Below are 25,046 nucleotides of genomic sequence, written 5' to 3' on the forward strand. Positions count from 1 at the left end.
AAGAAGGAGCACGTGTCCGCTCGGATCCCTCCGGTCCTCCGTCCCGAACACCCGGCCGCACGCCCGCTCGCCGAACTCGTCAACGCATTCGGCCTGCGCGTCGTCGGTTCGTCGGACGGCATCGAGGTCACCGGCGTGACCCTCAGCGCCGCCGAGGTGCAGCCGGGGGACGTCTTCGTTGGCGTCCACGGAGCGCACCGTCACGGGGCCGAGTTCGCGGCTGACGCTGCCGAGCGTGGTGCCGTCGCGGTGATGACGGACGACGCCGGGGTGGCCCTGGCGGCACCGAGCGGTCTCCCCGTGATCGTCGTCGAGGACCCGCGCGCGGCGCTCGGGGACGTGTCCGCGTGGGTGTACCGCACGACGCAGGACGCCGAGGACCTGCCGCAGCTCTTCGCCGTGACCGGCACGAACGGCAAGACGAGCACCGCCTACCTGCTCGAGGCGGTTCTCGGGCAGCTCGGGCTCGTCACGGGACTCAGCTCGACCGCGGAGCGGCACATCGGGCAGCTCAGCGTGACGAGCCGCCTCACGACGCCGGAGGCGAGCGAGATGCACGCGCTCCTCGCCCGGATGCGTGAGAGCGAGGTGCGCGCGGTCGCCGTCGAGGTGAGCGCCCAGGCCCTCAGCCGACACCGGGTCGACGGCATCGTGTTCGACGTCGTCGCGTTCACGAACCTCAGCCACGACCACCTCGACGACTACGCCGACATGGAGGAGTACTTCCAGGCGAAGCTGCCCCTGTTCCAACCCGAACACGGGCGTCGGGGCGTCGTCTCGCTCGACTCGGAGTGGGGGGCGCGCGTGGTCGCCGAGTCCCGGATCCCGGTCACGACGATCACGGTCCGACCCGAGGTCGAGGCCGAGTGGCGCGTCGAGATCACCGAGGCCGCTGCCGCGTACACCGAGTTCCGGCTCACCGGCCCCGAGGGCCGGTCGTTGACCACCCGCGTCCCGCTCATCGGGTGGCACATGGCCGCGAACGCAGCACTCGCGATCGTCATGCTGGTCGAAGGCGGGTTCGAGCTCGGCGCCATCGAGCAGGCCCTCCGCCACGAGGACGGCACGAGCGGTATCGACGCGTACCTCCCCGGCCGCACCGAGCGGGTCTCCGGCGACGAGGGACCCAGCGTCTACGTCGACTTCGGGCACAGCCCCGACGCCTTCCTCAACACCCTCGCCGCGGTCCGGCAGTTCACGCCCGGCAAGGTGATCATGCTCTTCGGCGCGGACGGCGATCGGGACACGACGAAGCGGGCGGACATGGCCCGTGTGGCCGCGGCGGGCAGCGACGTGCTCGTCGTCACCGACCACCACCCGCGATTCGAGGACCCGGCGTCGATCCGCAAGACGCTCGTCGACGCCGCACGCGAGGCCTACCCGGACCACGAGCTGTACGAGGTCACGCCGCCCGAGGCCGCCATCCGGCACGCCGTGTCGCTCGCCGGCGAGGGCGACTCGATCCTCTGGGCGGGACCGGGACACCAGGACTACCGCGACATCCGCGGGGTCCGGACGGAGTACTCCGCCCGTGACGAAGCACGCGCCGCCCTCCGTGAGGCCGGCTGGACCCCGGGGGAGGCCCGCCGGTGATCGCGCTCACCCTCGCCGAGGTCGCCGCGGCGGTGGACGGCGAACTCGTCGCCGGCGCGCCCGAGCGGGTCATCGAGGGCTCCGTTGAGACGGACTCCCGGCTCGTCGGGCCCGGGTCGGTGTTCTTCGCCCTCGCCGGCGAGACGACCGACGGCCACCTGTTCGTCCCCGCAGCGGTGTCGGCGGGGGCGGCGCTCGTGATCACCGAGCGCGTCACGGCGACCGAGGTGGCGGGCCGGCCGGACGCCGACGTCGCCCAGATCGTCGTCGCGGACGGCTACGCCGCGTTGGCCGCGCTCGCGCACGAGGTCGTCGCCCGGGTCCGCGCCGGCGGCCGCCTGCGGGTCGTGGGCATCACCGGCTCGAACGGCAAGACGAGCACCAAGAACATGCTGCGCACGATCCTGTCCCGGCACGGCGAGACCGTCGCACCCGAGGGCTCGTTCAACAACCACGTCGGCGCGCCGATCTCGATGCTGCGACTCACACACGACACGCGGTTCCTCGTCGTCGAGATGGGCGCGAGCGGTGTCGGGCACATCGCGAAGCTCGTCCGCATCGCCGAGCCGGACGTCGGGGTCGTCCTCAAGGTCGGACTCGCGCACGCGGGCGAGTTCGGCGGGATCGAGGCGACCCAGCGCGCGAAGTCCGAGATGGTGACCGACCTGCCGTCGACCGCGACCGCCGTGCTCAACATCGACGACGACCGCGTTGCCTCGATGCGCGCGCTGACAGCCGCACGGGTCGTCGGCTTCGGCACCTCCCCGGACGCCGCGTACCGCATCGGGGACCTGACGAGCGACCGGCACGGCACCGCGTTCACGCTGACCCGTCGGAGCACGGACGCGTCGGCGGTGCCGGGAGGCCCGACCCAGGCCGAGGAGACCGTCACCGTCCGCCTCGCCATCCTCGGCGAGCACCACGCCATGAACGCCACGGCCGCGCTCGCGGTCGCCGCCGAGTGGGGTGTCCCGCTCGCCGACGGTGCCGAGGCGCTCGCCACGATGACGCGCGCCGAGCGGTGGCGGATGGAGCTCCTCCACGGCGGCCCGGAGGGCGTCACGGTCGTGAACGACGCGTACAACGCCTCGCCGGACTCGATGGCCGCCGCGCTCCGGACGCTCGCGCAGATCGCCCGTCCGGGCGAGCGCACCGTCGCGGTGCTCGGCGAGATGGCCGAGCTCGGCGAGTACTCCGTCGAGGAGCACGACCGCGTCGGACGGCTCGTCGTCCGCCTCGGCATCGGGCAGCTCCTGGTCGTCGGGCCCGGAGCGCTCCCCATCCACCAGGCCGCCTCCCTCGAGGGATCGTGGGACGGCGAGTCGGTCTACGTCGAGGACGCCGAGGACGCCGTCCGTACCCTGCAGGACATGCTCCGCCCCGGCGACGTCGTCCTGGTCAAGTCCTCGAAGTCCGCCGGTCTCCGACACCTCGGTGACCGCATCGGAGGTGTTCCGGCATGATCGCACTGCTCATCGCCGCGGCGGTGTCGCTCGTGTTCACGTTGCTGCTCACCCCGCTGTTCATCAAGCTCTTCCACCGACTCGGGTGGGGGCAGTTCATCCGCGACGACGGTCCGCAGTCCCACCACACCAAGCGCGGGACGGCCACCATGGGCGGGATCGTCCTGATCCTCGGGTCCGTCATCGGGTACTTCGTGGGGCACCTCGCCGGCCGCGACACCGTGACCCTGTCCGGGATGCTCGTGCTGTTCCTCATGGTGGGGCTCGGCGTGGTCGGGTTCGTGGACGACTTCCTCAAGGTGCGTCGGCAGCGGAGCCTCGGGCTCGGCGGCTGGGCGAAGGTGCTGGGGCAGGTCATCGTGGGCGTGATCTTCGCGACGGTCGCCCTCGTCGTGCCGAACGCGCACGGGCAGTACCCGGCGTCCAAGATGATCTCGGCCGTACGGGACATCCCGTGGCTCGACTTCATGGCCCTCGGCACCGTCATCGGGACCGTGCTCTACCTCGCGTGGATCGTGTTCCTCACGGTGTCCACGTCCAACGGTGTCAACGTCGCCGACGGGCTGGACGGGCTGGCGACCGGGTCGAGCATCCTCGCGATCGCGTCCTACATCTTCATCGGCTTCTGGCAGTACAACCAGGAGTGCGGCGGAGCGCGACTCGACGACAGCGTCGTGCATGCGTGTTACCGGGTGACGAACCCGCTCGACCTGGCGGTCGTGGCCGCATCGATCTGCGGCGGGCTCATCGGGTTCCTCTGGTACAACACGTCGCCGGCGCAGATCTTCCTCGGTGACACCGGCTCGCTCGGCCTCGGGGGCGCCCTCGCCGCGCTCGCGATCCTCAGCCGGACGGAGCTGCTGCTCGTCCTCATCGGCGGCCTGTTCTTCATCGTCACCGGCTCGGTCATCCTGCAGCGGGCCTACTTCAAGATCACCCACGGCAAGCGCATCTTCCTGATGAGTCCGCTGCACCACCACTTCGAGCTCAAGGGCTGGGCCGAGGTCACGGTCGTGGTGCGGTTCTGGATCATCGCCGGACTCTGTGTCGCCGCCGGCGTCGGGCTGTTCTACCTCGAGTGGATCACGAGAGCCAACGCATGACAGCACCCACCCGGGCCTCCCGGCTCGACGGTCTGACCAGCTGGCACGCCACCGGATGGCGTGGGCTCCGCGTGGCGGTGCTCGGGCTCGGCGCCACCGGGTTCTCGGTCGCCGACACCCTCGTCGAACTCGGCAGCGAGGTCACCGTGTGGTCCGAGGACGCCCCGGAGGACCGCGTCGAGCTGCTCGGCGTGATCGGCGCGCGGTTCGTGCGGACCTCCCTGGCGACCGTGCCGGACGAGCTCGTCGTCGCCGCCCCGGACCTCGTCGTCGCGTCACCCGGGTTGCCGCCGTCCAACCCGACGCTCGCCTGGGCCGTCGAGCACAGCACGGTCTGGGGCGACATCGAACTCGCCTGGCGCGTCCGCGACAAGGTGGTGCGTCCGAGTGGACCCGCGCCGTGGGTGCTCATCACCGGGACGAACGGCAAGACGACCACGACGCAGCTCACCCAGGCGATGTACGCGGCCGGGGGCTGGCGTGCCGCGGCCTGCGGCAACATCGGCGTTCCCGTGCTCGACGTCGTCCGCGACCCGGACGGGTACGACGTGCTGGTCGTCGAGCTCTCGAGCCACCAGCTGCACAGCATGCCGACGACCGGACCGGGCGCCGTCGTGCCCCTCGCGTCCACGTGCCTCAACCTCGCCGACGACCACCTCGAGTGGCACGGATCCGCCGCGGCCTACCGGGACGCCAAGGCGAAGGTCTACGCGAACACCGTCGTCGCGTGCGTCTACAACGTCGTCGACGAGGCCACGCGGCGCATGGTCGAGGACGCCGACGTCGTCGAGGGGTGCCGTGCCGTCGGGTTCACCCCGGGCGTCCCGGCGCCGGGCGACGTCGGGGTGGTCGAGGACGTGCTGTGCGACCGTGCGTTCCTCGACGACCGGCGGAACGCCGCGCTCGAACTGGCCGCGCAGGCGGACCTCGAGCTCGCCGGCCTCGCGTCGCCGCACATGACGATGAACGTGCTCGCGGCGGCGGCGCTCGCCCGGGCCGGTGATGTGACGCCCGCCGACATCCGTCAGGCGGTCCGGGGGTTCCGTCCCGACCACCACCGCACGGAGCTCGTGGCGGTCGCCGACGGCGTGCGCTGGGTCGACGACTCCAAGGCGACGAACCCCCACGCTGCAACGGCGTCCCTCGCGGCCTTCGAGGACGTGGTGTGGATCGTCGGCGGCCTGTTCAAGGGCGTCGACGTCGACGACCTCGTGGCCCGGTTCGGACCCGAGGTGCGTGCGGCCGTCGTGATCGGGACGGACCGCGCACCGGTGCTCGCGGCATTCGCACGACACGCGCCCGATGTGCCCCTCGTCGAGGTCCTCGCATCGGACACTGAGCAGGTCATGCCCGAGGCGGTCCGGCATGCCGCCGCGGTCGCACGACCCGGCGACACGGTCCTCCTCGCCCCGGCTGCCGCGTCGTTCGACCAGTTCGGCTCCTACGCGGACCGGGGGCGCCGGTTCGCGGCGGCCGTCCACGAGCACCTGGGAGGAGACGCCGATGGCGAACCCGCCGACGACCGTCCGCACGGGGACGACCCGGACCGGGGGCGGTGACCGGTCTGCCGGTGCGGCCGCTCGACGCGCGAACGGGGCCGTGGTCGCGGTCCGCCAGCTGTTCGTCGCTGAGACGGGCGCGTTCTACACGATCCTCGGGGTGACCCTGTTCCTCGTCGTGTTCGGCGTGGTCATGGTCCTGTCCTCGTCGAGCGTCGAGCAGTACGCGGCCACGAAGGACTTCTTCGGGGCCTTCACGCGACAGGGCATGTACGCCGTGATCGGCGTCCCGCTCATGCTCGTCGCATCGCGGCTGTCGGTGCGCTTCTGGCGGAAGTGGGCGATGCGGATCGTCGTCGCGGGCCTGGTCGTGCAGGCGCTCGTCGTGCTCACACCGCTCGGGTACTCGATCCAGGGCAACCGGAACTGGATCCGGATCGGCTCCTTCACCGCGCAGCCGTCCGAGATCCTCAAGCTCGCCCTCGCGCTCGGCATCGGTGCGATCATCTACGCCAAGCGGGACAAGCTCGACGACTGGCGCGAGGTCTTCATCCCCGTGGGGCTCGCGGCGCTCGGCTCGATCGGGCTCGTCCTCGTCGGCAAGGACCTCGGGACCGCGATCATCATGATGCTGCTCGTGTTCGGTGCGCTGTTCATCGGCGGCGCCCGCCTGCGGCACCTCGGGGTGGGCGTGCTCGCGATCGCGGTGGTCGTCCCGTTCCTCACGATGTCGTCGAGTTCGCGGTCGTCCCGGATCAGCGCCTGGCTGTCGGGCTGCACGAACTCGAACCAGTACCAGGACCTCTGCTGGCAGCCCGTGCACGGCATGTGGGCGCTCGCGTCCGGCGGGGTGTTCGGTGTCGGCCTCGGCAACTCGAAGCTCAAGTGGTCGTGGCTGCCCGAGGCGGACAACGACTTCATCTTCGCGATCATCGGCGAGGAGCTCGGGCTCATCGGCGCGATCGTCGTGCTCGTCCTCTTCGTGGTCCTCGCGATCGGGTTCGTCAAGGTGATCCGGACCTCCCGCGACCCGTTCGTGCGGACGGTGACCGGCGCGGTGATGGTGTGGATCGTCGGGCAGGCACTCGTCAACATCGCCGTGGTGCTCGGCCTCCTGCCCGTGCTCGGCGTGCCGTTGCCGTTGATATCCGCGGGTGGCTCGGCGCTCATCATGACGCTCGTCGCGATCGGCGTCGTCCTGTCCTTCGCCCGCGTGGCTCCGGACGCCGACACCGCAGTACCCGTGGACGGGCACCTCGTCGCGGCGCAGCGATCCGCGGCGGCCGCGGCGGCGCGTGCCGGCCGGGTCGCGAACCCCGGACGGGGTGCTCGGTGAGCCGCTTCCTCTTCGCGGGCGGAGGCACGGCGGGGCACGTCAACCCGCTCCTCGCCGTCGCCGACCGGCTGCGCGAGCGTCGTCCGGACGACGACGTGCTCGTGCTCGGCACGGCCGAGGGCCTGGAGGCGCGGCTCGTCCCCCTGCGCGGCTACGAGTTGGCGACCATCCCGCGCCTGCCGTTCCCGCGCCGTCCGAACGCGGCGGCTGTCCGGTTCCCCGGCGCCTTCCGGCGCACCGTGGCCCACACCGAGGCCCTGATCCGGGATCGCGGCATCGACGTCGTGTTCGGCGTCGGCGGGTACGCCGCCGCGCCGGCCTACATCGCCGCACGGCGGACGGGCGTCCCGCTCGTGGTGCACGAGGCGAACGCCCGTGCGGGGCTCGCCAACCGCCTCGCCGCGCGCTTCACCGACCACGTCGGCACCACGTTCTCGAACACGCGCCTCCCGCACGCCCGCCTCGTCGGCATGCCGCTCCGGCGCGAGATCGAGACGCTCGACCGACGCGCCGCCCGCGCCGAGGGGCTGGCCGCGTTCGGTCTCGACCCCGCGCGCCCGGTGCTGCTCGTGACCGGAGGCTCTTCCGGCGCGCGACGGATCAACGAGACCGTCCACCGCGCCGCGGCCGCCGTGCTCGGGGTGGGGTGGCAGATCCTGCACATCGTGGGCGCGAAGTCCGACATCGGCCCCTCGTCGCTCGAGGGGTACCACGTCCTGCAGTACTGCGACCGCATGGACCTCGCCATGGCCGCCGCGGACTTCGTGGTCTCCCGATCGGGCGCGGGGATGGTCTGCGAGCTCACCGCCGTCGGCCTGCCGAGCGTGCTCGTGCCGTATCCTGTCGGCAACGGCGAGCAGCGGCTGAACGCCCGCGACGTCGTCGAGGCCGGCGGCGCGGTCCTGGTGGCGGACGAGGCGTTCCTGCCCGAGTGGGTGACGTTCGACCTGCTCGGGATCCTCCAGGACCGGGCGCGGATCGCGGACATGGCGGTGCGCGCGGGCAGCGTCGGACACCGCGACGGCGCCGATCGCATGACGGACCTCGTGATCGACGCGCTCCGCGGGCGCGACGCGGGACGGACGGAGGAACCATGACCATCAAGCCCGACCTGTCGCAACCGATCCCCGACGACTTCGGCACCGTGCACTTCATCGGCATCGGTGGTTCCGGCATGAGCGGCATCGCACGGATGTTCCTCGCCGCCGGGCACCGGGTCACCGGGTCGGACTCCCGGGAGTCCGCGACGACGGGACGCATGCGCGAACTCGGTGCCGACGTCCGCATCGGCCACGACGCCGCGAACGTCGGTGACGCCGACACGGTCGTCGTCACGAGTGCGTTGTGGCCCGACAACCCGGAACTCCTGGAGGCCCGGCGTCGCGGTCTGCCGGTCATGCACCGCTCGCAGGCCCTCGCAGCGCTCATCGCGGGCCGGCGGCTCGTCGCGGTCGCGGGCGCGCACGGCAAGACGACGTCGACCGGCATGATCGTCACGGCCCTGGTGGAGCTCGGCCTCGACCCGAACTTCGTCAACGGCGGCGTCATCCAGTCCCTCGGTGTCAGCTCGGGCAGCGGTGCGAGTGACACCTTCGTCGTCGAGGCGGACGAGTCCGACGGCTCGTTCCTGCTCTACGACACCGCGATCGCCCTCGTCACCAACGTCGACGCCGACCACCTCGACCACTACGGCAGTGAGGACGCGTTCATCGACGCGTTCGTGACGTTCGCCTCGCGCGCGTCCGAGCGGGTGGTGATCTCGAGCGACGACGCCGGAGCGCGACGCGTCACGGCCGGTGTCCGGGCGACCGCGCACGCACCGTCCATCGTCACGTTCGGTGAGGCCGACGACGCCGACGTCCGCGTGACCGATGTCGTCGAGACCGCGGGCGTGCAGGCCGTGGTCCACGTCGCGGGCGTCGCACACCCCCTGGCGCTGCGGGTACCCGGGCGGCACAACGCGATCAACGCGGCGGGGGCCGTGGCCGTGCTCGTCGGCCTCGGGGTCGACGCGGCCGACGCCGTCCGTGGCGTCGAGGCCTTCGGGGGGACGGAGCGGCGGTTCGAATTGCACGGCACCGAGCGCGGCGTCCGCGTCTACGACGACTACGCGCACCACCCGACCGAGGTGGCGGTGGCACTGCGCGCCGCGAGGAGCGTCGTCGGCGAGGGCCGCGTCATCGCGATCCACCAGCCGCACCTGTACTCCCGCACCCGGCTCATGGCCGGGGACTTCGCCCGCGTCTACGAGGAGCTCGCGGACCACACGGTCGTGCTCGACGTGTACGGCGCCCGTGAGGACCCGGAGCCCGGGGTGACCGGAGCGCTCGTGCAGGAGCGGTTCACCGACCAGTCGCGCGTCGACTACCTGCCGGACTGGTCCGAGGCGGCAGCCCGTGCCGCCGACCTCGCCGAGGACGGCGACATCGTCATGACGCTGAGCTGTGGCGACGTCTACCGGATCATCCCGCAGGTGCTCGCCGACCTGCACGGCGGCCGAGTCGCGGCGGAGGCCCCGGCACGGTGAAGCGTCCCGAGGGGTTCGACCCGGGCTCGCTGCCCGTCCCGGAGCGTCCGGCGCCGCCGCGTGAGGACCGTGCCGCGTCGGACACGGACGCGAGCGCTGGCGGTGGTGCGACGCCGGGTGACGCGACGCCGGGCCGTGCGCCGTCGGGCCGTGCGCCGTCGGATGGTGCGCGGAGCCTCTTGACCGGTGCGACGGGTCAGCGGCTCGGCGCGGGCATCACCGCACTGGCCGGCCGGTTCCGTGCTCTGAGCCCGGACGAGGACTTCGTCGACCCCGTGGCGCAGGAGCGCGCCGCCGCGCGTGCCGCACGGGCCGCCGAGGCCGCCGAGGCCGCCGAGGATCCGCACGTCGACCACGAGCGGCCGCTGGGCGCGGGCGTCCGCGCCGCCGAGACCGCTCGCGAGGCCCGCGCGGCCCGCCGCCGTCGTCGTCTGGTGGAGCGCCAGGAGGTCCGTCGGTTCACGCGGCGGAGCCGCCACCGGCGTGCAGCGTGGCTGACATCCGGCGCGGTGCTGCTCGTGCTCGTGCTGTCGGTCGTCGTGGCCGTGTACTCACCGCTCATGGCGCTCCGGACGATCGAGGTGCGGGGCACCGACCGGGTCGACCGGCAGCAGGTGCTCCACGCGGTGGACGGCCAGCTCGGCACGCCGCTCGCCCGGATCGACTTCGGTGCCATCAAGCGGCAGCTCGCCGGGTTCCCGCTCATCGCGAGCTACGTGACCGAGGAGGCTCCGCCGCACACGCTCGTCATCACGGTGACCGAACGCGAGCCGATCGTGGCGGTGAAGACCGGGTCCGGGTACGACCTCGTCGACCCCGCGGGCATCGTCGTCGAGTCCGACCCGAAACAGCCCGCCGAGATGCCGCTCGCGGCGGTGCAGCCGTCCCAGCTCGGCAGCACGGCCTTCCGGTCGATGACCGAGGTCGTGCTGGCGCTGCCCACCTCGGTGCGCTCCACGGTGACGCAGGTGACCGCGAGCACGTCGGACGACGTGACGCTCACCCTGCACTCCGGTGCGAAGGTCGTCTGGGGGAGTCCCGACGACTCCGCCGCGAAGGCCCGGCTCCTCGCGGCACTGATGACGTCGCAGGCGCCCTCGGGCAAGGTGGAGTACGACGTCTCGGCGCCCGACAACGGGATCGTGCGGCAGCAGCGATCCGCGGGATGATGGGCGTGCACGCCGATTCGCGGGTCGCTCCTGCGACACGCGGCGTGGCGTCGTCCCTCGTTCGGAGGGGCACCCCTAGCGTCGTCAGCAGTACCCATACCAGCAAAATCCCTGAACTTCAACCAGAGGTTGAGGCTTGCTCTCGGAGAGCACTACCGGAGGCCGGACCAACGTGACCACGAACCACAACTACCTCGCCGTCATCAAGGTGGTCGGCGTCGGCGGCGGCGGCGTGAACGCCGTCAACCGCATGATCGAACTGGGTCTCCGCGGTGTCGAGTTCATCGCGATCAACACGGACGCCCAGGCGCTCCTGCTCAGCGACGCCGACGTCAAGCTCGACGTCGGCCGCGAGATCACCCGTGGGCTCGGTGCTGGTGCCGACCCGGAGGTCGGCCGTCGCGCCGCCGAGGACCACGCGGAGGAGATCGAGGAGGCCCTCGCCGGCGCCGACATGGTGTTCGTCACCGCGGGTGAGGGCGGTGGCACCGGGACGGGCGGCGCGCCGGTCGTCGCGCGCATCGCGAAGTCGATCGGTGCGCTCACCATCGGTGTCGTCACGAAGCCGTTCGGGTTCGAGGGCAAGCGCCGTCAGGCGCAGGCCGAGAACGGCGTCGCCACGCTCAAGGACGAGGTCGACACGCTCATCGTCGTGCCGAACGACCGCCTGCTCGAGATCAGCGACCGCGGTATCAGCATGGTCGAGGCGTTCGCGACCGCCGACCAGGTGCTCCTGGCCGGTGTCCAGGGCATCACCGACCTCATCACGACCCCGGGACTCATCAACCTCGACTTCGCCGACGTCAAGAGCGTCATGCAGGGGGCCGGGTCGGCACTCATGGGCATCGGTTCCTCACGCGGCGCGGACCGTGCGATCAAGGCCGCCGAGCTCGCGGTCGCGTCGCCCCTCCTCGAGGCCTCGATCGACGGTGCGCACGGCGTGCTGCTCTCGATCCAGGGTGGGTCGAACCTCGGCATCTTCGAGATCAACGACGCCGCCCGCCTGGTGCAGGAGGCCGTCCACCCCGAGGCGAACATCATCTTCGGCGCGGTCATCGACGACACCCTCGGCGACGAGGTCCGGGTCACGGTCATCGCCGCGGGCTTCGACGGCGGGGAGCCGTCCGGGCAGCAGCAGAAGGACCGCCGGTCGAGCTACGTCGACCCGGACACGACCGCCCCGGTCGCGGCGAGCCACGCGCACGACGAGACCGCTCCGGTCGCCTCCTGGGCGACGCAGGAGCACGAGCCGCCCGTGCAGCGCGCAGCCGACCCGGCCTTCGACGACGACGACGACGAGCTCGACGTCCCCGACTTCCTGAAGTGAGTCGGGTGGACGGGGCCGAGCCGCCCCTCCCGTCCGGGGAACCCGGTCTGGAGGAACGGCTCGGCTCCGTCCGCAGCGGCATCGCCGACGCCGCGCGAGCCGCGGGGCGCGGCGTCGACGAGCTGACGCTCGTCGTCGTCACGAAGTACCACCCGGCTGCACTCGTCCGGTCCCTGGCCGCACTCGGCGTCACCGACGTGGGGGAGAACCGGCACCAGGAGGCGCAGGCCAAGGCGGCCGAGCTCGCCGACCTGTCGCTGCGCTGGCACTTCGTGGGCCAGCTCCAGAGCAAGAAGGCGCGGCAGGTCCGTCGCTACGCGGACGTCGTGCAGTCGCTCGACCGGGCCAGTGTCGTCGACGCGCTCGCACCGACGGAGGGTGAGCCGCACCCGCGGGTGATCGACGGCTTCGTCCAGGTGAACCTGACGACCGATCCCGCACGCGGTGGCGCTCAGCCGTCCGAGGTCGACGCACTCGTCGAGCAGGTGCTGGCATCCGGCGGCGTCCGCCTGCGCGGCGTCATGGCCGTCGCTCCGCTCGACGAGGAGCCCCGTCGGGCGTTCGCCCGGCTCCGCGCGATCTCCGAGCGCGTGCGTGCCGTGGCGCCGTCGGCGACCGCGATCTCCGCCGGCATGAGCGGCGACTACCCCGACGCCGTGCTCGAGGGCGCGACACACCTTCGGATCGGGACGGCAATCACCGGAAACCGCCCGGCTCCTCGTTAATCTCGCACTGGACACGCACGAGCACCCACCACCCGGAGGAACCATGGCCCACCCGCTGCGCAAGACGATGGTGTACCTCGGCCTCGCCGACGAGGACGTCGAGTACGACGAGCCGGCCGCCCAGGCCGCGCCCTCCCAGCCGACCGCGGTCGCGACCCAGCCCGCCGTCCAGGCGGCTCCGCCCGCGCCCACCCAGTCACCCGTCGCGTCCGTCGCGACCCAGAACCAGCAGCGCGCGCAGGTGACCCCGCTCCGACGCGCCCACGCACAGAAGGCGACCCCGGTCCAGGAAATGAACGAGATCCTCACCGTCCACCCCCGCGAGTACAAGGACGCGCAGTCCATCGCCGAGAGCTTCCGCGACGGCATCCCCGTGATCATCAACCTCACCCAGATGACCGAGGGCGACGCGCGTCGCATGATCGACTTCGCGAGTGGCCTGTCGCTCGGCCTCTACGGCAAGATCGAGCGCGTCACGAGCAAGGTGTTCCTGCTGTCGCCGGCGCACGTCGCGGTGAGCGGCGAGCCCGCTGAGGTAGAGTCCGACATCGAGGCGTCCTTCTTCGCCCAGTCCTGAGGACCGCTCCCCGCGCATCCTCCGCCGGGTCCACACCGGCCCCGGCGCCCGCCCCGACCGAGCGAGTTGATCAGCCCCGATGGTGTCCCTCGTCGCGAGCATCCTGCACCTGCTGCTCCTGATCTACTTCTTCATGATGTGGGCGCGGTTCGTGCTCGACCTGCTGCGGACCTTCAACCGGTCCTGGCGGCCCCGCGGAGCCGTGCTCGTCATCGCCGAGGTCGTGTTCGGGGTCACCGACCCGCCCATCCGCGCCGTCCGACGGGTGCTCCCGCCGATGCGCATGGGTGCGGTCGCGCTCGACTTCGGATGGAGCATCGTGATGCTCCTCGTGATCATCCTGATGGGCGTCACGGAGCGCTTCGCCATCGCCTGACCGCGCGTCCGACCCGCGCCACACCGGGCGCCGCAGGGGGTGCGGCCGACCGGCGGTGTACGGTGGTCGGGACCCGATGCGCGTCATGCGCGCATCCGCACCGGAGGTCACGGCTGGTAGGTTCGGTCGTGACCGTTCGGTTCCACACGATCAGCAGTTCTATTGAGGTGACGGCAATGGCTTTGATGCCGGAAGACGTAGTCAACAAGCGGTTCCAGCCGACGAAGTTCCGCGAGGGCTACGACCAGGACGAGGTCGACGACTTCCTCGACGAGGTCGTCGTGGAACTGCGTCGTCTCGGGCAGGAGAACGAGGAGCTGCGCCAGCGCCTCAGCGCCGCCGAGGCCCGCGCCGCCGAGACGCCCGCGCCGGCCCCGCAGCCCGAGCCGACCCCGGAGCCGGCGCCCGTCGCCGCCGCACCGGAGCCGACCCCCGCTCCGGCGCCCGTCGCCGCCGCCGCCCCCACGACGACCACGACCGACGACGAGACCGAGGGCACCTCGAGCCTCCTGCAGCTCGCCCGTCGCCTGCACGAGGAGCACGTCCGCGAGGGCGTCGAGAAGCGTGACGCCCTCATCGCCGAGGGTCACGCCACCGCCGCGCGTCTCGTCTCCGAGGCCGAGGCGCAGCAGCGCCAGATCCTCGCCGACGCGGAGCAGCAGCAGCGGCAGCGTGTGTCGACCTATGAGCAGGAGCGCAAGCAGCTCGAAGGTCGCATCGAGGAGCTCCGCACGTTCGAGCGTGAGTACCGCGCGCAGCTCAAGAACTACATCCAGGGCCAGCTGCAGGAACTCGACAGCGCGAGCAACGAGCAGCCCAGCGGGTTCCAGCCCGCGCCGGCGTCGGCGCAGGGCTTCGGGTCCAACTGACGTTGCCCCAGCCCCATCCGGCTGCACCAGCCGAACGTCCGGCGAAGGTCAGTGTCCGCGCGATCGCGGCACTGGCCTTCGCCGCTGTCTGCGTCTACGCACTCGACCAGGTCGTCAAGGCCCTCGTCGTCGCCCACCTGACCTACGGCGCGACCGTGCCGGTGCTCGGCGGGCTGCTGCAGCTGCACTACGTCACGAACCCCGGCGCCGCGTTCTCGTTCGCCACGGGTCAGACCTGGATCTTCTCGATCGTCGCCGCCGCGGTGGTCGTCGCGATCGTGATCACGGCGCGGCGCATCCGCTCCCTCTGGTGGGCCGTGCTCTTCGGCATGTTGCTCGGCGGTGCCCTCGGGAACCTGACGGACCGCCTGACGCGGCCGCCGGGCTTCGGGCGCGGCCAGGTGGTCGACTTCATCTACACCCCGTGGATGATGCCGGCGATCTACAACATCGCCGATTCGTTCATCTGCATCAGCATGGCGATCTTCGTCGTGCTCACGCTGCTCGGCGTGAACCTCGACGGCACGCGGACGCCGTCCAAGCGGACCCGGGCCGCCCGCGCCGGCGCCGACGACCGTGCCGGCACGGACGACCGGGAGGCCCAGGGGCGCGTCCCCGGGGCGGCGCCGGCCACGGACGGGGGAGCCACCGCGGTCACGAGCGAGGCGACGTCCGCCGTGGGGGCCGCACCCGACGCGACCGCGGGCGGACCGGCGGACGGGGACCGGGCCTCCAGGCCGTCGCTCGGGCACGACGCGACGTGAGCGAGTCGCGCAGCCTGCCCGTGCCCGACGGGCTCGCGGGCGAGCGTGTCGACGCGGCCATCGCCAAACTGCTGGGGTTCAGCCGGTCGTTCGCCGCGGACGTCGTCGCCGCCGGCGGCGTCCGGGTCGACGGTGTCGTCGTCGACAAGTCGGACCGCCTGCACGCCGACAGCTGGCTCGAGGTCGAGTGGTCGCCGAAGGAGTCGCCGCGGGTCGTCCCGATGGCGGTGCCCGGCATGACGATCGTGTACGACGACGAGGACATCGTGGTCGTGGACAAGCCGGTCGGTGTCGCGGCGCACCCGTCGCCGGGCTGGGACGGGCCGACGGTGCCCGGCGGCCTCGCGGCGGCGGGGTTCACGATCGCGACCTCGGGTGCGGCGGAACGCGCGGGCATCGTGCACCGGCTCGACGTCGGGACGAGCGGCCTCATGGTCGTGGCCAAGACGGAGCTGGCGTACACGGCGCTCAAGCGCGCGTTCAAGGAGCGGACGGTCGACAAGGTCTACCACGCGCTCGTGCAGGGGCATCCCGATCCCACCTCCGGCACCATCGACGCTCCCATCGGCCGCCACCCCTCGAGCGACTGGAAGTTCGCGGTCGTCGCGGACGGCAAGCCCAGCGTGACGCACTACGAGACCCTCGAGGCGTTCCGTGCGGCGACACTGCTCGAGGTCCACCTGGAGACCGGCCGGACCCACCAGATCCGCGTCCACATGGCAGCCACCCGGCACCCGTGCGTCGGGGACACGACGTACGGCGCCGACCCGGTGCTCAGCGCGGAACTCGGGCTGACGCGGCAGTGGCTCGACGCCGTCCGGCTCGGCTTCGAGCACCCCCGCACGGGCGTCTGGGTCGAGTTCGAGGCGGCGTACCCGGACGACCTGCGACACGCCCTGGAACTCGTCCGCGAGGGCTGAACCCGCGCGGCCCGACCGCGCGATGTCGTCCGTGCCCGTTACGATTCCCGGACCAGGTCAGAGCATCGATCGCCGGAGGTTCCGTGGCGGACAGCGACTCCTTCGTCCACCTGCACGTGCACAGCGAGTACTCCATGCTCGACGGCGCGGCGCGGATCGGACAGCTCGTCGGCGAGACCGCCGCGCAGGGCATGCCGGCGGTCGCCGTGACCGACCACGGCAACATGTTCGGCGCGTTCGACTTCTGGAAGACGGCTCGTGGTGCCGGGGTCAAGCCCATCATCGGGACCGAGGCCTACATCACGCCCGGCACCCACCGGAGCGACAAGACCCGGATCCGATGGGGCGACGGCGGCGGCGACGACGTCTCCGGTGCCGGCGCGTACACGCACATGACGCTGCTCGCCGAGACCACCGAGGGCATGCACAACCTCTTCCGGTTGTCCTCCCGCGCCTCGATCGAGGGCTACTACTTCAAGCCGCGCATGGACCGCGAGCTCCTGTCGACGTACGCCAAGGGTCTCATCGCGACCACCGGGTGCCCCTCGGGCGAGGTCCAGACGCGGCTGCGCCTGGGGCAGTACGACGAGGCCGTCCGGGCCGCGGCCGACTACCGCGACATCTTCGGCGCCGACAACTACTTCTGCGAGATCATGGACCACGGGCTCGGCATCGAGCGTCGGATCATGACGGACCTGATCCGCCTCGCCAAGGACCTCGGCCTCCCGCTCGTCGCCACGAACGACCTGCACTACACGCACGCGGGCGACGCCACCTCGCACGCGGCGCTGCTCTGCGTGCAGTCCGGGTCGACGCTGAACGACCCGAACCGGTTCAAGTTCGACGCGGACGAGTTCTACCTCAAGACCCCGGCACAGATGCGGCACCTGTTCCGCGACCACCCGGACGCCTGCGACAACACCCTGGCGATCGCCGAGCGGTGCGACGTCGAGTTCGACACCTCGGCGAACTACATGCCGCGGTTCCCGACGCCCGAGGGCGAGAACGAGGAGTCCTGGTTCGTCAAGGAGGTCGAGAAGGGGCTGCACTACCGCTACCCGGACGGCATCCCGGACGCCGTGCGGAAGCGGGCGGACTACGAGGTCGGCATCATCACGCAGATGGGGTTCCCGGGGTACTTCCTCGTCGTCGCGGACTTCATCAACTGGTCGAAGGACAACGGCATCCGCGTCGGGCCGGGCCGCGGTTCCGGTGCCGGGTCCATGGCCGCCTACGCCATGCGCATCACCGACCTCGACCCACTGGCGCACGGTCTGATCTTCGAGCGGTTCCTCAACCCGGACCGCGTCTCGATGCCCGACTTCGACGTCGACTTCGACGACCGTCGCCGCGGTGAGGCGATCAAGTACGTCACCGAGAAGTACGGCGACGAACGCGTCGCGCAGATCGTCACGTACGGCACGATCAAGGCGAAGCAGGCCCTCAAGGACTCCTCGCGCGTCCTGGGGTTCCCGTTCGGCATGGGCGAGAAGCTCACGAAGGCGATGCCGCCGCCCGTGATGGGCAAGGACATCCCGCTCACGGGCATCTTCGACCGCGACCACCCGCGCTACAAGGAGGCCGCGGACGTCCGCGCCGTCGTCGAGTCGGACCCCGAGGCCCGGACGGTCTTCGACACCGCCCTGGGGCTCGAGGGCCTGAAGCGACAGTGGGGTGTGCACGCGGCCGGCGTGATCATGTCGAGCGATCCGCTCATCGACATCATCCCGATCATGAAGCGCGAGCAGGACGGCCAGATCGTCACGCAGTTCGACTACCCGGCTGCGGAGTCGCTCGGGCTGATCAAGATGGACTTCCTCGGGCTCCGCAACCTCACGATCATCAGCGACGCCATCGACAACATCAAGATGAACCGGGGGACCGACCTCGACCTCGAGTCGCTCACCCTCGACGACCCCGAGGCCTACGCGCTGCTGCAGCGGGGCGACACGCTCGGCGTGTTCCAGCTCGACGGCGGTCCGATGCGCGGGCTCCTCCGGCTCATGCGCCCCGACAACTTCGAGGACATCTCCGCGCTCATCGCGCTGTACCGCCCGGGGCCGATGGGTGCGAACTCGCACACGAACTACGCCCTGCGCAAGAACGGCGAGCAGGAGATCACGCCCATCCACCCGGAGCTCGCCGAACCGCTCGCCGACATCCTCGACACGACCTACGGCCTGATCATCTACCAGGAGCAGGTCATGGCCATCGCGCAGCGGGTGGCCGGGTTCTCGCTCGGTCAGGCCGACATCCTGCGGCGGGCGATGGGCAAGAAGAAGAAGTCCGAGCTCGACAAGCAGTACGCGGGCTTCGAGCAGGGCATGAAGGACAACGGTTACTCCGACGCGGCCATCAAGACGCTGTGGGACATCCTGTTGCCCTTCTCCGACTACGCGTTCAACAAGGCGCACTCGGCGGCGTACGGGGTCGTGTCCTACTGGACGGCGTACCTCAAGGCGCACTACCCGGCGGAGTACATGGCGGCGCTGCTGACCAGCGTCGGCGACGCCCGCGACAAGCTCGCGCTGTACCTCAACGAGTGTCGGCGCATGGGCATCAAGGTCATGCCGCCCGACGTCAACGAGTCGATCGGGTTCTTCGCCGCCGTCGGCGAGGACATCCGGTTCGGCATGGGCGCCGTGCGCAACGTCGGCTTCAACGTCGTCGACGCGATCGTGGAGGCCCGTGGGCAGAAGGGGCGCTTCGAGTCCTTCCACGACTTCCTCCGCAAGATCCCGATCACCGCCGCGAACAAGCGCACCGTGGAGTCCCTCATCAAGGCCGGTGCGTTCGACTCGCTCGGTGACACCCGGCGTGCGCTCGTCGAGATCCACGAGGGTGCGGTCGAGGCCGCGGTCAAGATCAAGCGCGACGAGGCGAACGGCAACGTCGGGTTCGACTTCGACAGCTTGTTCGCGGAGGTCGCCGAGACCGCCGCGCCCGTGTCACAGGTGCCCGAGCGGCCGGAGTGGTCGAAGCGTGACAAGCTCGCCTTCGAGCGCGACATGCTCGGTCTCTACGTGTCCGACCACCCGCTCGCCGGCCTCGAGGTCGAGCTCGCCAAGCACGCGTCGATGTCGATCGCCGACATCGTCGCGGCCGAGGACCACATCGACGGCGAGACCGTGACGGTCGCCGGGCTCCTGACGAGCGTGCAGCACCGGGTGTCGAAGAACTCGGGCAACCCGTACGGCATCGTGCAGATCGAGGACTTCGCCGGCGAGATCGGCGTCATGTTCCTCGGCAAGACATACCAGGAGTTCGGCCCGATGCTCCAGGCGGACGCCATCGTCGTCCTGCGGGGTCGGGTGAGCGTGCGCGACGACGGCAAGAGCCTGCACGCGGTGAGCATGTTCGCGCCGAACGTCGGCGACGCCATGGGCTCGGGGCCGCTCACGCTGTCGTTGCCGGAACGGCGTGCGACGACCGAGACCGTCTCCGAGCTGGCGAAGGTGCTCGGCCGTCATCACGGGGACACCGAGGTGCGACTCCGGCTCCTCAAGGAGGACGCCGCGCGCACCTTCGAGATCCCGTTCCCGGTCGCGTTGACGCCGGATCTCTTCGGCGAGCTGAAGAGCCTGCTCGGACCGTCCTGTCTCGTGTGACCTGCGCCGTCGGTGACCGGGTCGGCCTCGGTAGGCTGGGCTGGCCATGATGCGACGAATCGACCTCCGCGGCGGTCTGCCGGACCGCGCCGAACTCCTCCGACTGATGCCGCGGGCCGCGGGTGACGTCGCGAGTGCGACGACCGCGGCGCGTGACCTGGTGGACGACGTCCGTGACCGCGGTGCCGCCGCGCTCCGCGAGCAGGCGGAGCGGTTCGACGGGGGCGCGCCCGGCGCCGTCCGCGTGGGAGCGGCAGCGATCGGCGCAGCAGTGGCCGGACTCGACCCGGTGGTCCGGAACGCGCTCGACGAGGCCATCCGACGCGTCCGTGCGGCGAGCACCGCCCAGGTGCCCCAGGCCGCGATCACCACGCTCGCCGACGGAGCCGAGGTCCACCAGCGGTGGCGCCCCGTGCGTCGGGTCGGCCTCTACGTGCCGGGCGGCAAGGCCGTGTACCCGTCGAGCGTGGTCATGAACGTCGTGCCGGCCCAGGTGGCCGGGGTGCGGTCGATCGCCCTCGTGTCCCCGCCCCAACGCGACCACGGACACGGCGTGCACCCGACGATCCTGGGGGCCGCGGGCCTCCTGGGCATCGACGAGGTCTACGCGATGGGCGGTGCGGGTGCGATCGGGGCACTCGCGCACGGTGTGCCGGAGATCGGGCTCGAGCCGGTCGACCTCGTGACCGGTCCCGGCAACAACTACGTCGCGGCGGCGAAGCGGCTCGTCCGCGGCCTCGTCGGCATCGACGCCGAGGCCGGCGCGACCGAGATCCTCGTCATCGCCGACGCCTCCGCCGACGCCGAGTACGTCGCCGCCGACCTGGTGAGCCAGGCCGAGCACGACGAGCAGGCGGGCAGCGTCCTCGTGACGACGTCCGAGGCCCTGGCCGACGCGGTCGACGCCGCGATCCCGGCCCAGCTCGCCCGGCTGGCCACCGCGGACCGCGTGCGCGTGGCGCTCGGCGGCCCGCAGTCGGCCGTCGTGCTCGTCGGCTCGCTGACGGACGCCGCCGCGGTCAGCAACGCGTACGGACCGGAACACCTCGAGATCCAGACGGAGGACGACGACGCCGTGCTCGCGGGGATCGACAGCGCCGGTGCGGTGTTCGTCGGGCCGTCCGCTCCGGTCAGTCTCGGCGACTACCTCGCGGGGTCGAACCACGTGCTCCCGACGGGCGGGCAGGCCCGGTTCGGCGCCGGCCTCTCGGCGGCGACGTTCCTGCGCCCGCAGCAGATCGTGCGCTACGACGCGGAGGCCCTCGCCGAAGTCGGTCCGCGCATCGTGGCGTTGGCCGAGGCGGAGCAGCTGCCGGCGCACGGGGCCGCCGTGGCCGCACGCCTCGCCCGCTCCTGACCACCCGGTACGATCGTCTGCGACATGTTCTGCCCCTTCTGCCGCCACCCGGACTCGCGCGTCGTCGACTCCCGGACCAGTGACGACGGCACGTCGATCCGCCGTCGTCGCCAGTGCCCGAACTGCGGGCGCCGGTTCTCGACCACCGAGACCGCGAGCCTCAACGTGGTCAAGCGCAACGGGGTGCTCGAGCCGTTCAGTCGCGAGAAGATCATCTCGGGCGTCCGCAAGGCGTGCCAAGGTCGCCCCGTCACCGACGCCGACCTCGCCGTGCTCGCCCAGCGCGTCGAGGAGATCGTCCGCTCGTCCGGTGCGAGCCAGATCGACGCGAACGACATCGGGCTCGCGATCCTCGATCCGCTCCGCGAGCTCGACGAGGTCGCGTACCTGCGCTTCGCCAGCGTCTACCAGGCGTTCGAGTCGCTCGACGACTTCGACGACGCCATCAAGCAGCTGCGCATCGACCACCACGCCGACGCCGACGCCGACGCCGACGCGGTGGCGGGCCGCAGCGCGACGAGCGCCGGATGAGCGGCGTCGCCGAAGTCCTCCTCCGGGCCGGGTACAAGGTCGTGTTCCGGGTGGTGTTCGCCCGGATGGACCCAGAACGCGCGCACCACCTGGCCTTCGGCGTGATCCGTGTCCTGCCCCGGCTCCCCGTGCTCGCGGGACTGGCCGAGCGCTACGGACGGCCCGGTGCCGCAGACGGCGTCACGACGATGGGCATCCACTTCCCGTCGCGCTTCGGGATGGCGGCTGGGTTCGACAAGGACGCCAAGGGCGTCATCGGGCTCGGGCTCCTGGGGTTCGGGCACGTCGAGGTCGGCACGCTCACCGCCCGACCGCAGCCCGGGAACGAACGGCCCCGGTTGTTCCGGCTCGTCGCCGACCGAGCGCTCGTGAACCGGATGGGGTTCAACAACGGCGGTGCCGCGCGGGCCGCCCGGCGCCTCGAACGCGCGCGTCGCTTCCCGGGCCGCCCCGTCATCGGTGTCAACATCGGCAAGAGCAGGGTCGTCCCGGTGGCCGAAGCCGTCGACGACTACCTCGAGTCGACCCGCATGCTCGCGCCGTTCGCCGACTACCTCGCCGTGAACGTCAGCTCGCCGAACACCCCTGGGCTCCGCGGTCTGCAGGAGATCGACCAGCTCCGGCCGCTGCTCTCGGCCGTGCACGGCGCTGCCCGGGGCGTGCCGACGCTCGTGAAGATCGCACCGGACCTGACCGACGAGCAGATCGACGCGATCGCGGCACTCGCGGTGGAGCTCGGGCTCGCGGGTGTCATCGCGACCAACACGACGGTGGAACGCACGGGGCTGCGCGCCGCGGAGGACGTCGTCGCCGCCCTCGGCGTGGGTGGTCTCTCCGGCGCGCCGCTCGCGGAGCGGTCCCTCGCGGTCCTGCGTCGTGTGCGCGCTGCGGTACCGGACGACTTCTGCGTGATCGCGGTCGGCGGGGTGACGACCGAGGCCGACGTCGAGGCCCGCATCGAGGCCGGCGCGACGCTCGTGCAGGGCTACACGGCGTTCCTCTACGAGGGACCGACGTGGGCCATGCGCATCAACCGACTGCGTCGGCGTCGCCACCGGCGTGCGGCGCGGCGCGCGGCTGCCGCGGCGCGCGCCTGATCGGCCGCAGGAACGACGGGAGGCCCGGTGCGAGCGTGCACCGGGCCTCCCGTCCGTCCGGTCGTCAGACGGGGTACTGACCGCGCTTGACCTGCGGCTTCGGCAGTCGGAGGAACCGCATCTGGAACTGGCGGGTCACCACGTAGAGGAACGTGCCACGCTGCAGCGACCCCGACCCCCACTTCGCGGTGATGCGACGGCGCAGCGCGAGGAACGTGACGACGGCGTCGAGCAGGAACAGCGCGACGAAGAGCCAGATGAGGACGAACGCGATGCCCTCGATCGCCGTCACGGCCAGCGAGACGATGAGGAACACCGCCATGAGGGGGAGCATCACCTCGCCGACGCTCCATCGGGCGTCGACGTAGTCGCGGACGTACCGGCGCTGCTCACCGCGGTCCTTGGCCGGGAGGTAGCGCTCCTCGCCGTTCGCCAGGCCGACGCGAGCACGCTCGCGGTCGTCCGTCAGGCGTGCCCGCGCGGCCTTGCGGTCCGCCGGGGTCGCGCCGACGATCGGGCGCCGGTTCGCGGCCTCACGCTCCCGACGGCTCGGGGTGGGTCGCCCCTTGCCCCGGGCGGGGGCGCCCGCCGCGAGGAGTTCCTCGTCGGACGGGTTGACCGTCGTGTTCGTCTTGGGTTGCGCCTTGGCCACGGTGTCCTCGATCGTTGCTCGGACTGACAAGATTACCCGCATGACCGACTCCGCACAGCACGCGCCCGAGACCGATCCGACCCTGCTCGCCGCGCTGCGCGACGCGGTCCAGGGCGGCCTGCCGACCACCATCGCCGACCTGTCGGCGCTCATCCGGGTCCCCTCCGTGTCGTGGTCCGCGTTCGACCCGTCCGCGGTCCAGGCGAGTGCCGAAGCCGTCGCCGACCTCGCGCGCTCCACGGGCGTGTTCGAGGACGTCCGGGTCGTCCGCTCCGCGATCGCGGGCGCCGAGGGCGAGGGCGCCGACGCGACGGCCGGAACGGACGGGGGCGCGGCGCTCGGACAGCCGGCGGTGCTCGCGGTGCGGCGCGCGCGGAACGGCCGACCGACCGTGATGCTGTACGCGCACCACGACGTCCAGCCGCAGGGTGACGAGGCGCTGTGGGAGACGCCGCCGTTCGAGCCGACCCTCCGCGGGGAGCGTCTGCACGGGCGGGGCGCTTCGGACGACAAGGCCGGCGTGATGACGCACATCGCGTCGCTGCGCGCCCTGCGTGCGGTCGTCGACGACGCCGACCTCGACCTCGGCATCGTCCTCTTCGTCGAGGGCGAGGAGGAGTTCGGGTCGCGCTCGTTCACCACGTTCCTCCGCGAGCAGCGCGAGCACCTCGCGGCCGACGTGATCGTCGTCGCGGACAGTGACAACTGGTCCACCGACGTCCCGGCGATCACGGTGAGCCTGCGCGGCAACGTGACCTTCCGCTTGACGGTGACGACGCTCGAGCACGCGTCGCACAGCGGGATGTTCGGCGGTGCCGTGCCGGACGCGATGATGCCCATGGTGCGCCTCCTCGCGTCGCTCCACGACGACGCCGGCACCGTGGCGGTGCCCGGGCTCACGCGGTACGACGGTCCGGTGCCCGAGCGGAGCGAGGAGCAACTCGCGGCCGAGGCGGCGTTCGTCGACGGCGTCCGGCCCGTGGGGGAGGGCCCGCTGCTCGGCCGCATGTGGTCCGGGCCCTCGGTGACCGTCACGGGCATGGACGTGCCGAGCGTGGCGAACGCGTCGAACACGCTCCTGCCGACGGTCTCCGCGCGGGTCTCCATCCGGGTCGCCCCCGGGCAGTCGGCGACCGACGCCTTCGCGGCCGTGGAGGCGCACATCCGCGCCAACACCCCGTTCGGCGCGCGGGTCGACATCACCGACGTCGACACCGGCGACGGGTTCCTCGTCGACACGAGCGGCTGGGCCGTGCGCGAGGCCCGGACGGCCATGACCGAGGGGTGGGGTGCGCAGCCGGTCGAGCAGGGGATCGGCGGCTCGATCCCGTTCGTGTCGGACCTCGCCGCCGAGTTCCCCGCCGCGCAGATCCTCGTCACCGGCGTCGAGGACCCGGACACCCGCGCGCACAGCCCGAACGAGTCGCAGCACCTGGGCGTCCTGCACCGCGCGATCGCCGCCGAGACGATCCTGCTGGCCCGCCTCGGCACCCGCTCCGTCTGAGCGGCCCGCCGTCGGGCCTCCGGTCCGGTCCGCACGACCCGGGAGGCCC

Annotated in this window: 21 protein-coding genes; 20 read left to right on the forward strand and 1 reads right to left on the reverse strand. The window is 71.7% G+C overall.

Annotated features, from left to right (window positions below; translation table 11 throughout):
- The first annotated feature begins 12 nt into the window (after positions 1–12).
- The 19 genes from DEI94_RS06175 to DEI94_RS06265 all read left to right on the forward strand — a co-directional run bounded on the left by DEI94_RS06175 (position 13) and on the right by DEI94_RS06265 (position 22,841).
- Positions 13–1,593: a Mur ligase family protein gene (locus DEI94_RS06175; RefSeq protein ID WP_111008931.1), complete on the forward strand. Its 1,581-nt coding sequence runs from the start codon at positions 13–15 to the stop codon at positions 1,591–1,593.
- Complete coding sequence (locus DEI94_RS06180) at positions 1,590–3,056, forward strand: UDP-N-acetylmuramoyl-tripeptide--D-alanyl-D-alanine ligase (RefSeq protein WP_111026128.1); 1,467 nt, start codon at positions 1,590–1,592, stop codon at positions 3,054–3,056. The genes DEI94_RS06175 and DEI94_RS06180 overlap by 4 nt, the downstream gene beginning before the upstream one ends.
- Positions 3,053–4,159: a phospho-N-acetylmuramoyl-pentapeptide-transferase gene (gene mraY / locus DEI94_RS06185; protein ID WP_111008631.1), complete on the forward strand. Its 1,107-nt coding sequence runs from the start codon at positions 3,053–3,055 to the stop codon at positions 4,157–4,159. The genes DEI94_RS06180 and mraY overlap by 4 nt, the downstream gene beginning before the upstream one ends.
- The gene (gene murD / locus DEI94_RS06190; RefSeq protein ID WP_111026127.1) at positions 4,156–5,718 is read left to right on the forward strand and encodes a UDP-N-acetylmuramoyl-L-alanine--D-glutamate ligase; all 1,563 of its coding nucleotides are present in this window, start codon (positions 4,156–4,158) and stop codon (positions 5,716–5,718) included. The genes mraY and murD overlap by 4 nt, the downstream gene beginning before the upstream one ends.
- On the forward strand, positions 5,663–6,994 hold the full coding sequence (gene ftsW, locus DEI94_RS06195) for a putative lipid II flippase FtsW (protein WP_111008633.1): 1,332 nt from the start codon (positions 5,663–5,665) through the stop codon (positions 6,992–6,994). The genes murD and ftsW overlap by 56 nt, the downstream gene beginning before the upstream one ends.
- Positions 6,991–8,091, forward strand: coding sequence for a UDP-N-acetylglucosamine--N-acetylmuramyl-(pentapeptide) pyrophosphoryl-undecaprenol N-acetylglucosamine transferase (locus tag DEI94_RS06200; protein WP_111026126.1), 1,101 nt, complete (start codon positions 6,991–6,993; stop codon positions 8,089–8,091). The genes ftsW and DEI94_RS06200 overlap by 4 nt, the downstream gene beginning before the upstream one ends.
- Positions 8,088–9,521, forward strand: a complete 1,434-nt coding sequence (gene murC, locus DEI94_RS06205) for a UDP-N-acetylmuramate--L-alanine ligase (RefSeq protein WP_111008635.1) — start codon at positions 8,088–8,090, stop codon at positions 9,519–9,521. Before DEI94_RS06200 ends, murC begins: the two co-directional genes overlap by 4 nt.
- A complete protein-coding gene (locus tag DEI94_RS06210; protein ID WP_111026125.1) occupies positions 9,518–10,690 on the forward strand; it encodes a cell division protein FtsQ/DivIB in 1,173 nt (390 codons plus the stop codon). The genes murC and DEI94_RS06210 overlap by 4 nt, the downstream gene beginning before the upstream one ends.
- A gap of 172 nt (positions 10,691–10,862) precedes the next feature.
- Complete coding sequence (gene ftsZ / locus DEI94_RS06215; protein ID WP_111008637.1) at positions 10,863–12,017, forward strand: cell division protein FtsZ; 1,155 nt, start codon at positions 10,863–10,865, stop codon at positions 12,015–12,017.
- Positions 12,014–12,742, forward strand: a complete 729-nt coding sequence (locus DEI94_RS06220; RefSeq protein WP_258377961.1) for a YggS family pyridoxal phosphate-dependent enzyme — start codon at positions 12,014–12,016, stop codon at positions 12,740–12,742. The genes ftsZ and DEI94_RS06220 overlap by 4 nt, the downstream gene beginning before the upstream one ends.
- A gap of 43 nt (positions 12,743–12,785) precedes the next feature.
- The gene (locus tag DEI94_RS06225; RefSeq protein WP_111008639.1) at positions 12,786–13,319 is read left to right on the forward strand and encodes a cell division protein SepF; all 534 of its coding nucleotides are present in this window, start codon (positions 12,786–12,788) and stop codon (positions 13,317–13,319) included.
- Between the two features lie 79 nt (positions 13,320–13,398).
- Entirely contained in the window at positions 13,399–13,695 is a 297-nt protein-coding gene (locus DEI94_RS06230) for a YggT family protein (RefSeq protein ID WP_111026123.1), read from the forward strand.
- Between the two features lie 176 nt (positions 13,696–13,871).
- Positions 13,872–14,564 (forward strand): DivIVA domain-containing protein, encoded by a 693-nt coding sequence (locus DEI94_RS06235; protein ID WP_111026122.1) that lies wholly within the window; start codon positions 13,872–13,874, stop codon positions 14,562–14,564.
- Positions 14,565–14,566: 2 nt separating this feature from the next.
- Positions 14,567–15,328 carry a signal peptidase II gene (lspA, locus tag DEI94_RS06240; RefSeq protein ID WP_258377960.1) on the forward strand — a complete coding sequence of 254 codons (762 nt, stop codon included), beginning with the start codon at positions 14,567–14,569 and terminating at the stop codon, positions 15,326–15,328.
- The gene (locus tag DEI94_RS06245; protein ID WP_111008642.1) at positions 15,325–16,248 is read left to right on the forward strand and encodes an RluA family pseudouridine synthase; all 924 of its coding nucleotides are present in this window, start codon (positions 15,325–15,327) and stop codon (positions 16,246–16,248) included. Before lspA ends, DEI94_RS06245 begins: the two co-directional genes overlap by 4 nt.
- A gap of 134 nt (positions 16,249–16,382) precedes the next feature.
- On the forward strand, positions 16,383–19,856 hold the full coding sequence (gene dnaE, locus DEI94_RS06250; RefSeq protein ID WP_375342161.1) for a DNA polymerase III subunit alpha: 3,474 nt from the start codon (positions 16,383–16,385) through the stop codon (positions 19,854–19,856).
- Positions 19,857–19,902: 46 nt separating this feature from the next.
- A complete protein-coding gene (gene hisD, locus DEI94_RS06255) occupies positions 19,903–21,213 on the forward strand; it encodes a histidinol dehydrogenase (RefSeq protein WP_111026120.1) in 1,311 nt (436 codons plus the stop codon).
- 24 nt (positions 21,214–21,237) lie between these two features.
- Positions 21,238–21,744: a transcriptional regulator NrdR gene (nrdR, locus tag DEI94_RS06260; protein ID WP_111026119.1), complete on the forward strand. Its 507-nt coding sequence runs from the start codon at positions 21,238–21,240 to the stop codon at positions 21,742–21,744.
- Positions 21,741–22,841, forward strand: coding sequence for a quinone-dependent dihydroorotate dehydrogenase (locus DEI94_RS06265; RefSeq protein ID WP_111026118.1), 1,101 nt, complete (start codon positions 21,741–21,743; stop codon positions 22,839–22,841). The genes nrdR and DEI94_RS06265 overlap by 4 nt, the downstream gene beginning before the upstream one ends.
- A 64-nt stretch (positions 22,842–22,905) precedes the next feature.
- Here the strand turns inward: DEI94_RS06265 and DEI94_RS06270 are convergent, their stop codons facing one another.
- Positions 22,906–23,523 carry a DUF3043 domain-containing protein gene (locus DEI94_RS06270; RefSeq protein WP_258368406.1) on the reverse strand — a complete coding sequence of 206 codons (618 nt, stop codon included), beginning with the start codon at positions 23,521–23,523 and terminating at the stop codon, positions 22,906–22,908.
- 10 nt (positions 23,524–23,533) lie between these two features.
- Between DEI94_RS06270 and DEI94_RS06275 the strand changes: the two genes are divergently transcribed.
- The gene (locus DEI94_RS06275) at positions 23,534–24,997 is read left to right on the forward strand and encodes a dipeptidase (protein ID WP_111026117.1); all 1,464 of its coding nucleotides are present in this window, start codon (positions 23,534–23,536) and stop codon (positions 24,995–24,997) included.
- Positions 24,998–25,046 lie beyond the last annotated feature (49 nt).

This window comes from Curtobacterium sp. MCBD17_040 (genome assembly GCF_003234805.2).
Classification (GTDB): domain Bacteria; phylum Actinomycetota; class Actinomycetes; order Actinomycetales; family Microbacteriaceae; genus Curtobacterium.

What these genes read in the sequence shown, in the direction of transcription:
- dnaE (WP_375342161.1), top strand. Translation starts at nt 16,383, where the DNA reads ATGCTCGACGGCGCGGCGCGGATCGGACAGCTCGTCGGCGAGACCGCC.
- murC (WP_111008635.1), top strand. Translation starts at nt 8,088, where the DNA reads ATGACCATCAAGCCCGACCTGTCGCAACCGATCCCCGACGACTTCGGC.
- DEI94_RS06265 (WP_111026118.1), top strand. Translation starts at nt 21,741, where the DNA reads ATGAGCGGCGTCGCCGAAGTCCTCCTCCGGGCCGGGTACAAGGTCGTG.
- nrdR (WP_111026119.1), top strand. Translation starts at nt 21,238, where the DNA reads ATGTTCTGCCCCTTCTGCCGCCACCCGGACTCGCGCGTCGTCGACTCC.
- hisD (WP_111026120.1), top strand. Translation starts at nt 19,903, where the DNA reads ATGATGCGACGAATCGACCTCCGCGGCGGTCTGCCGGACCGCGCCGAA.
- ftsW (WP_111008633.1), top strand. Translation starts at nt 5,663, where the DNA reads ATGGCGAACCCGCCGACGACCGTCCGCACGGGGACGACCCGGACCGGG.
- murD (WP_111026127.1), top strand. Translation starts at nt 4,156, where the DNA reads ATGACAGCACCCACCCGGGCCTCCCGGCTCGACGGTCTGACCAGCTGG.
- DEI94_RS06275 (WP_111026117.1), top strand. Translation starts at nt 23,534, where the DNA reads ATGACCGACTCCGCACAGCACGCGCCCGAGACCGATCCGACCCTGCTC.
- DEI94_RS06235 (WP_111026122.1), top strand. Translation starts at nt 13,872, where the DNA reads ATGGCTTTGATGCCGGAAGACGTAGTCAACAAGCGGTTCCAGCCGACG.
- DEI94_RS06225 (WP_111008639.1), top strand. Translation starts at nt 12,786, where the DNA reads ATGGCCCACCCGCTGCGCAAGACGATGGTGTACCTCGGCCTCGCCGAC.
- DEI94_RS06230 (WP_111026123.1), top strand. Translation starts at nt 13,399, where the DNA reads ATGGTGTCCCTCGTCGCGAGCATCCTGCACCTGCTGCTCCTGATCTAC.
- mraY (WP_111008631.1), top strand. Translation starts at nt 3,053, where the DNA reads ATGATCGCACTGCTCATCGCCGCGGCGGTGTCGCTCGTGTTCACGTTG.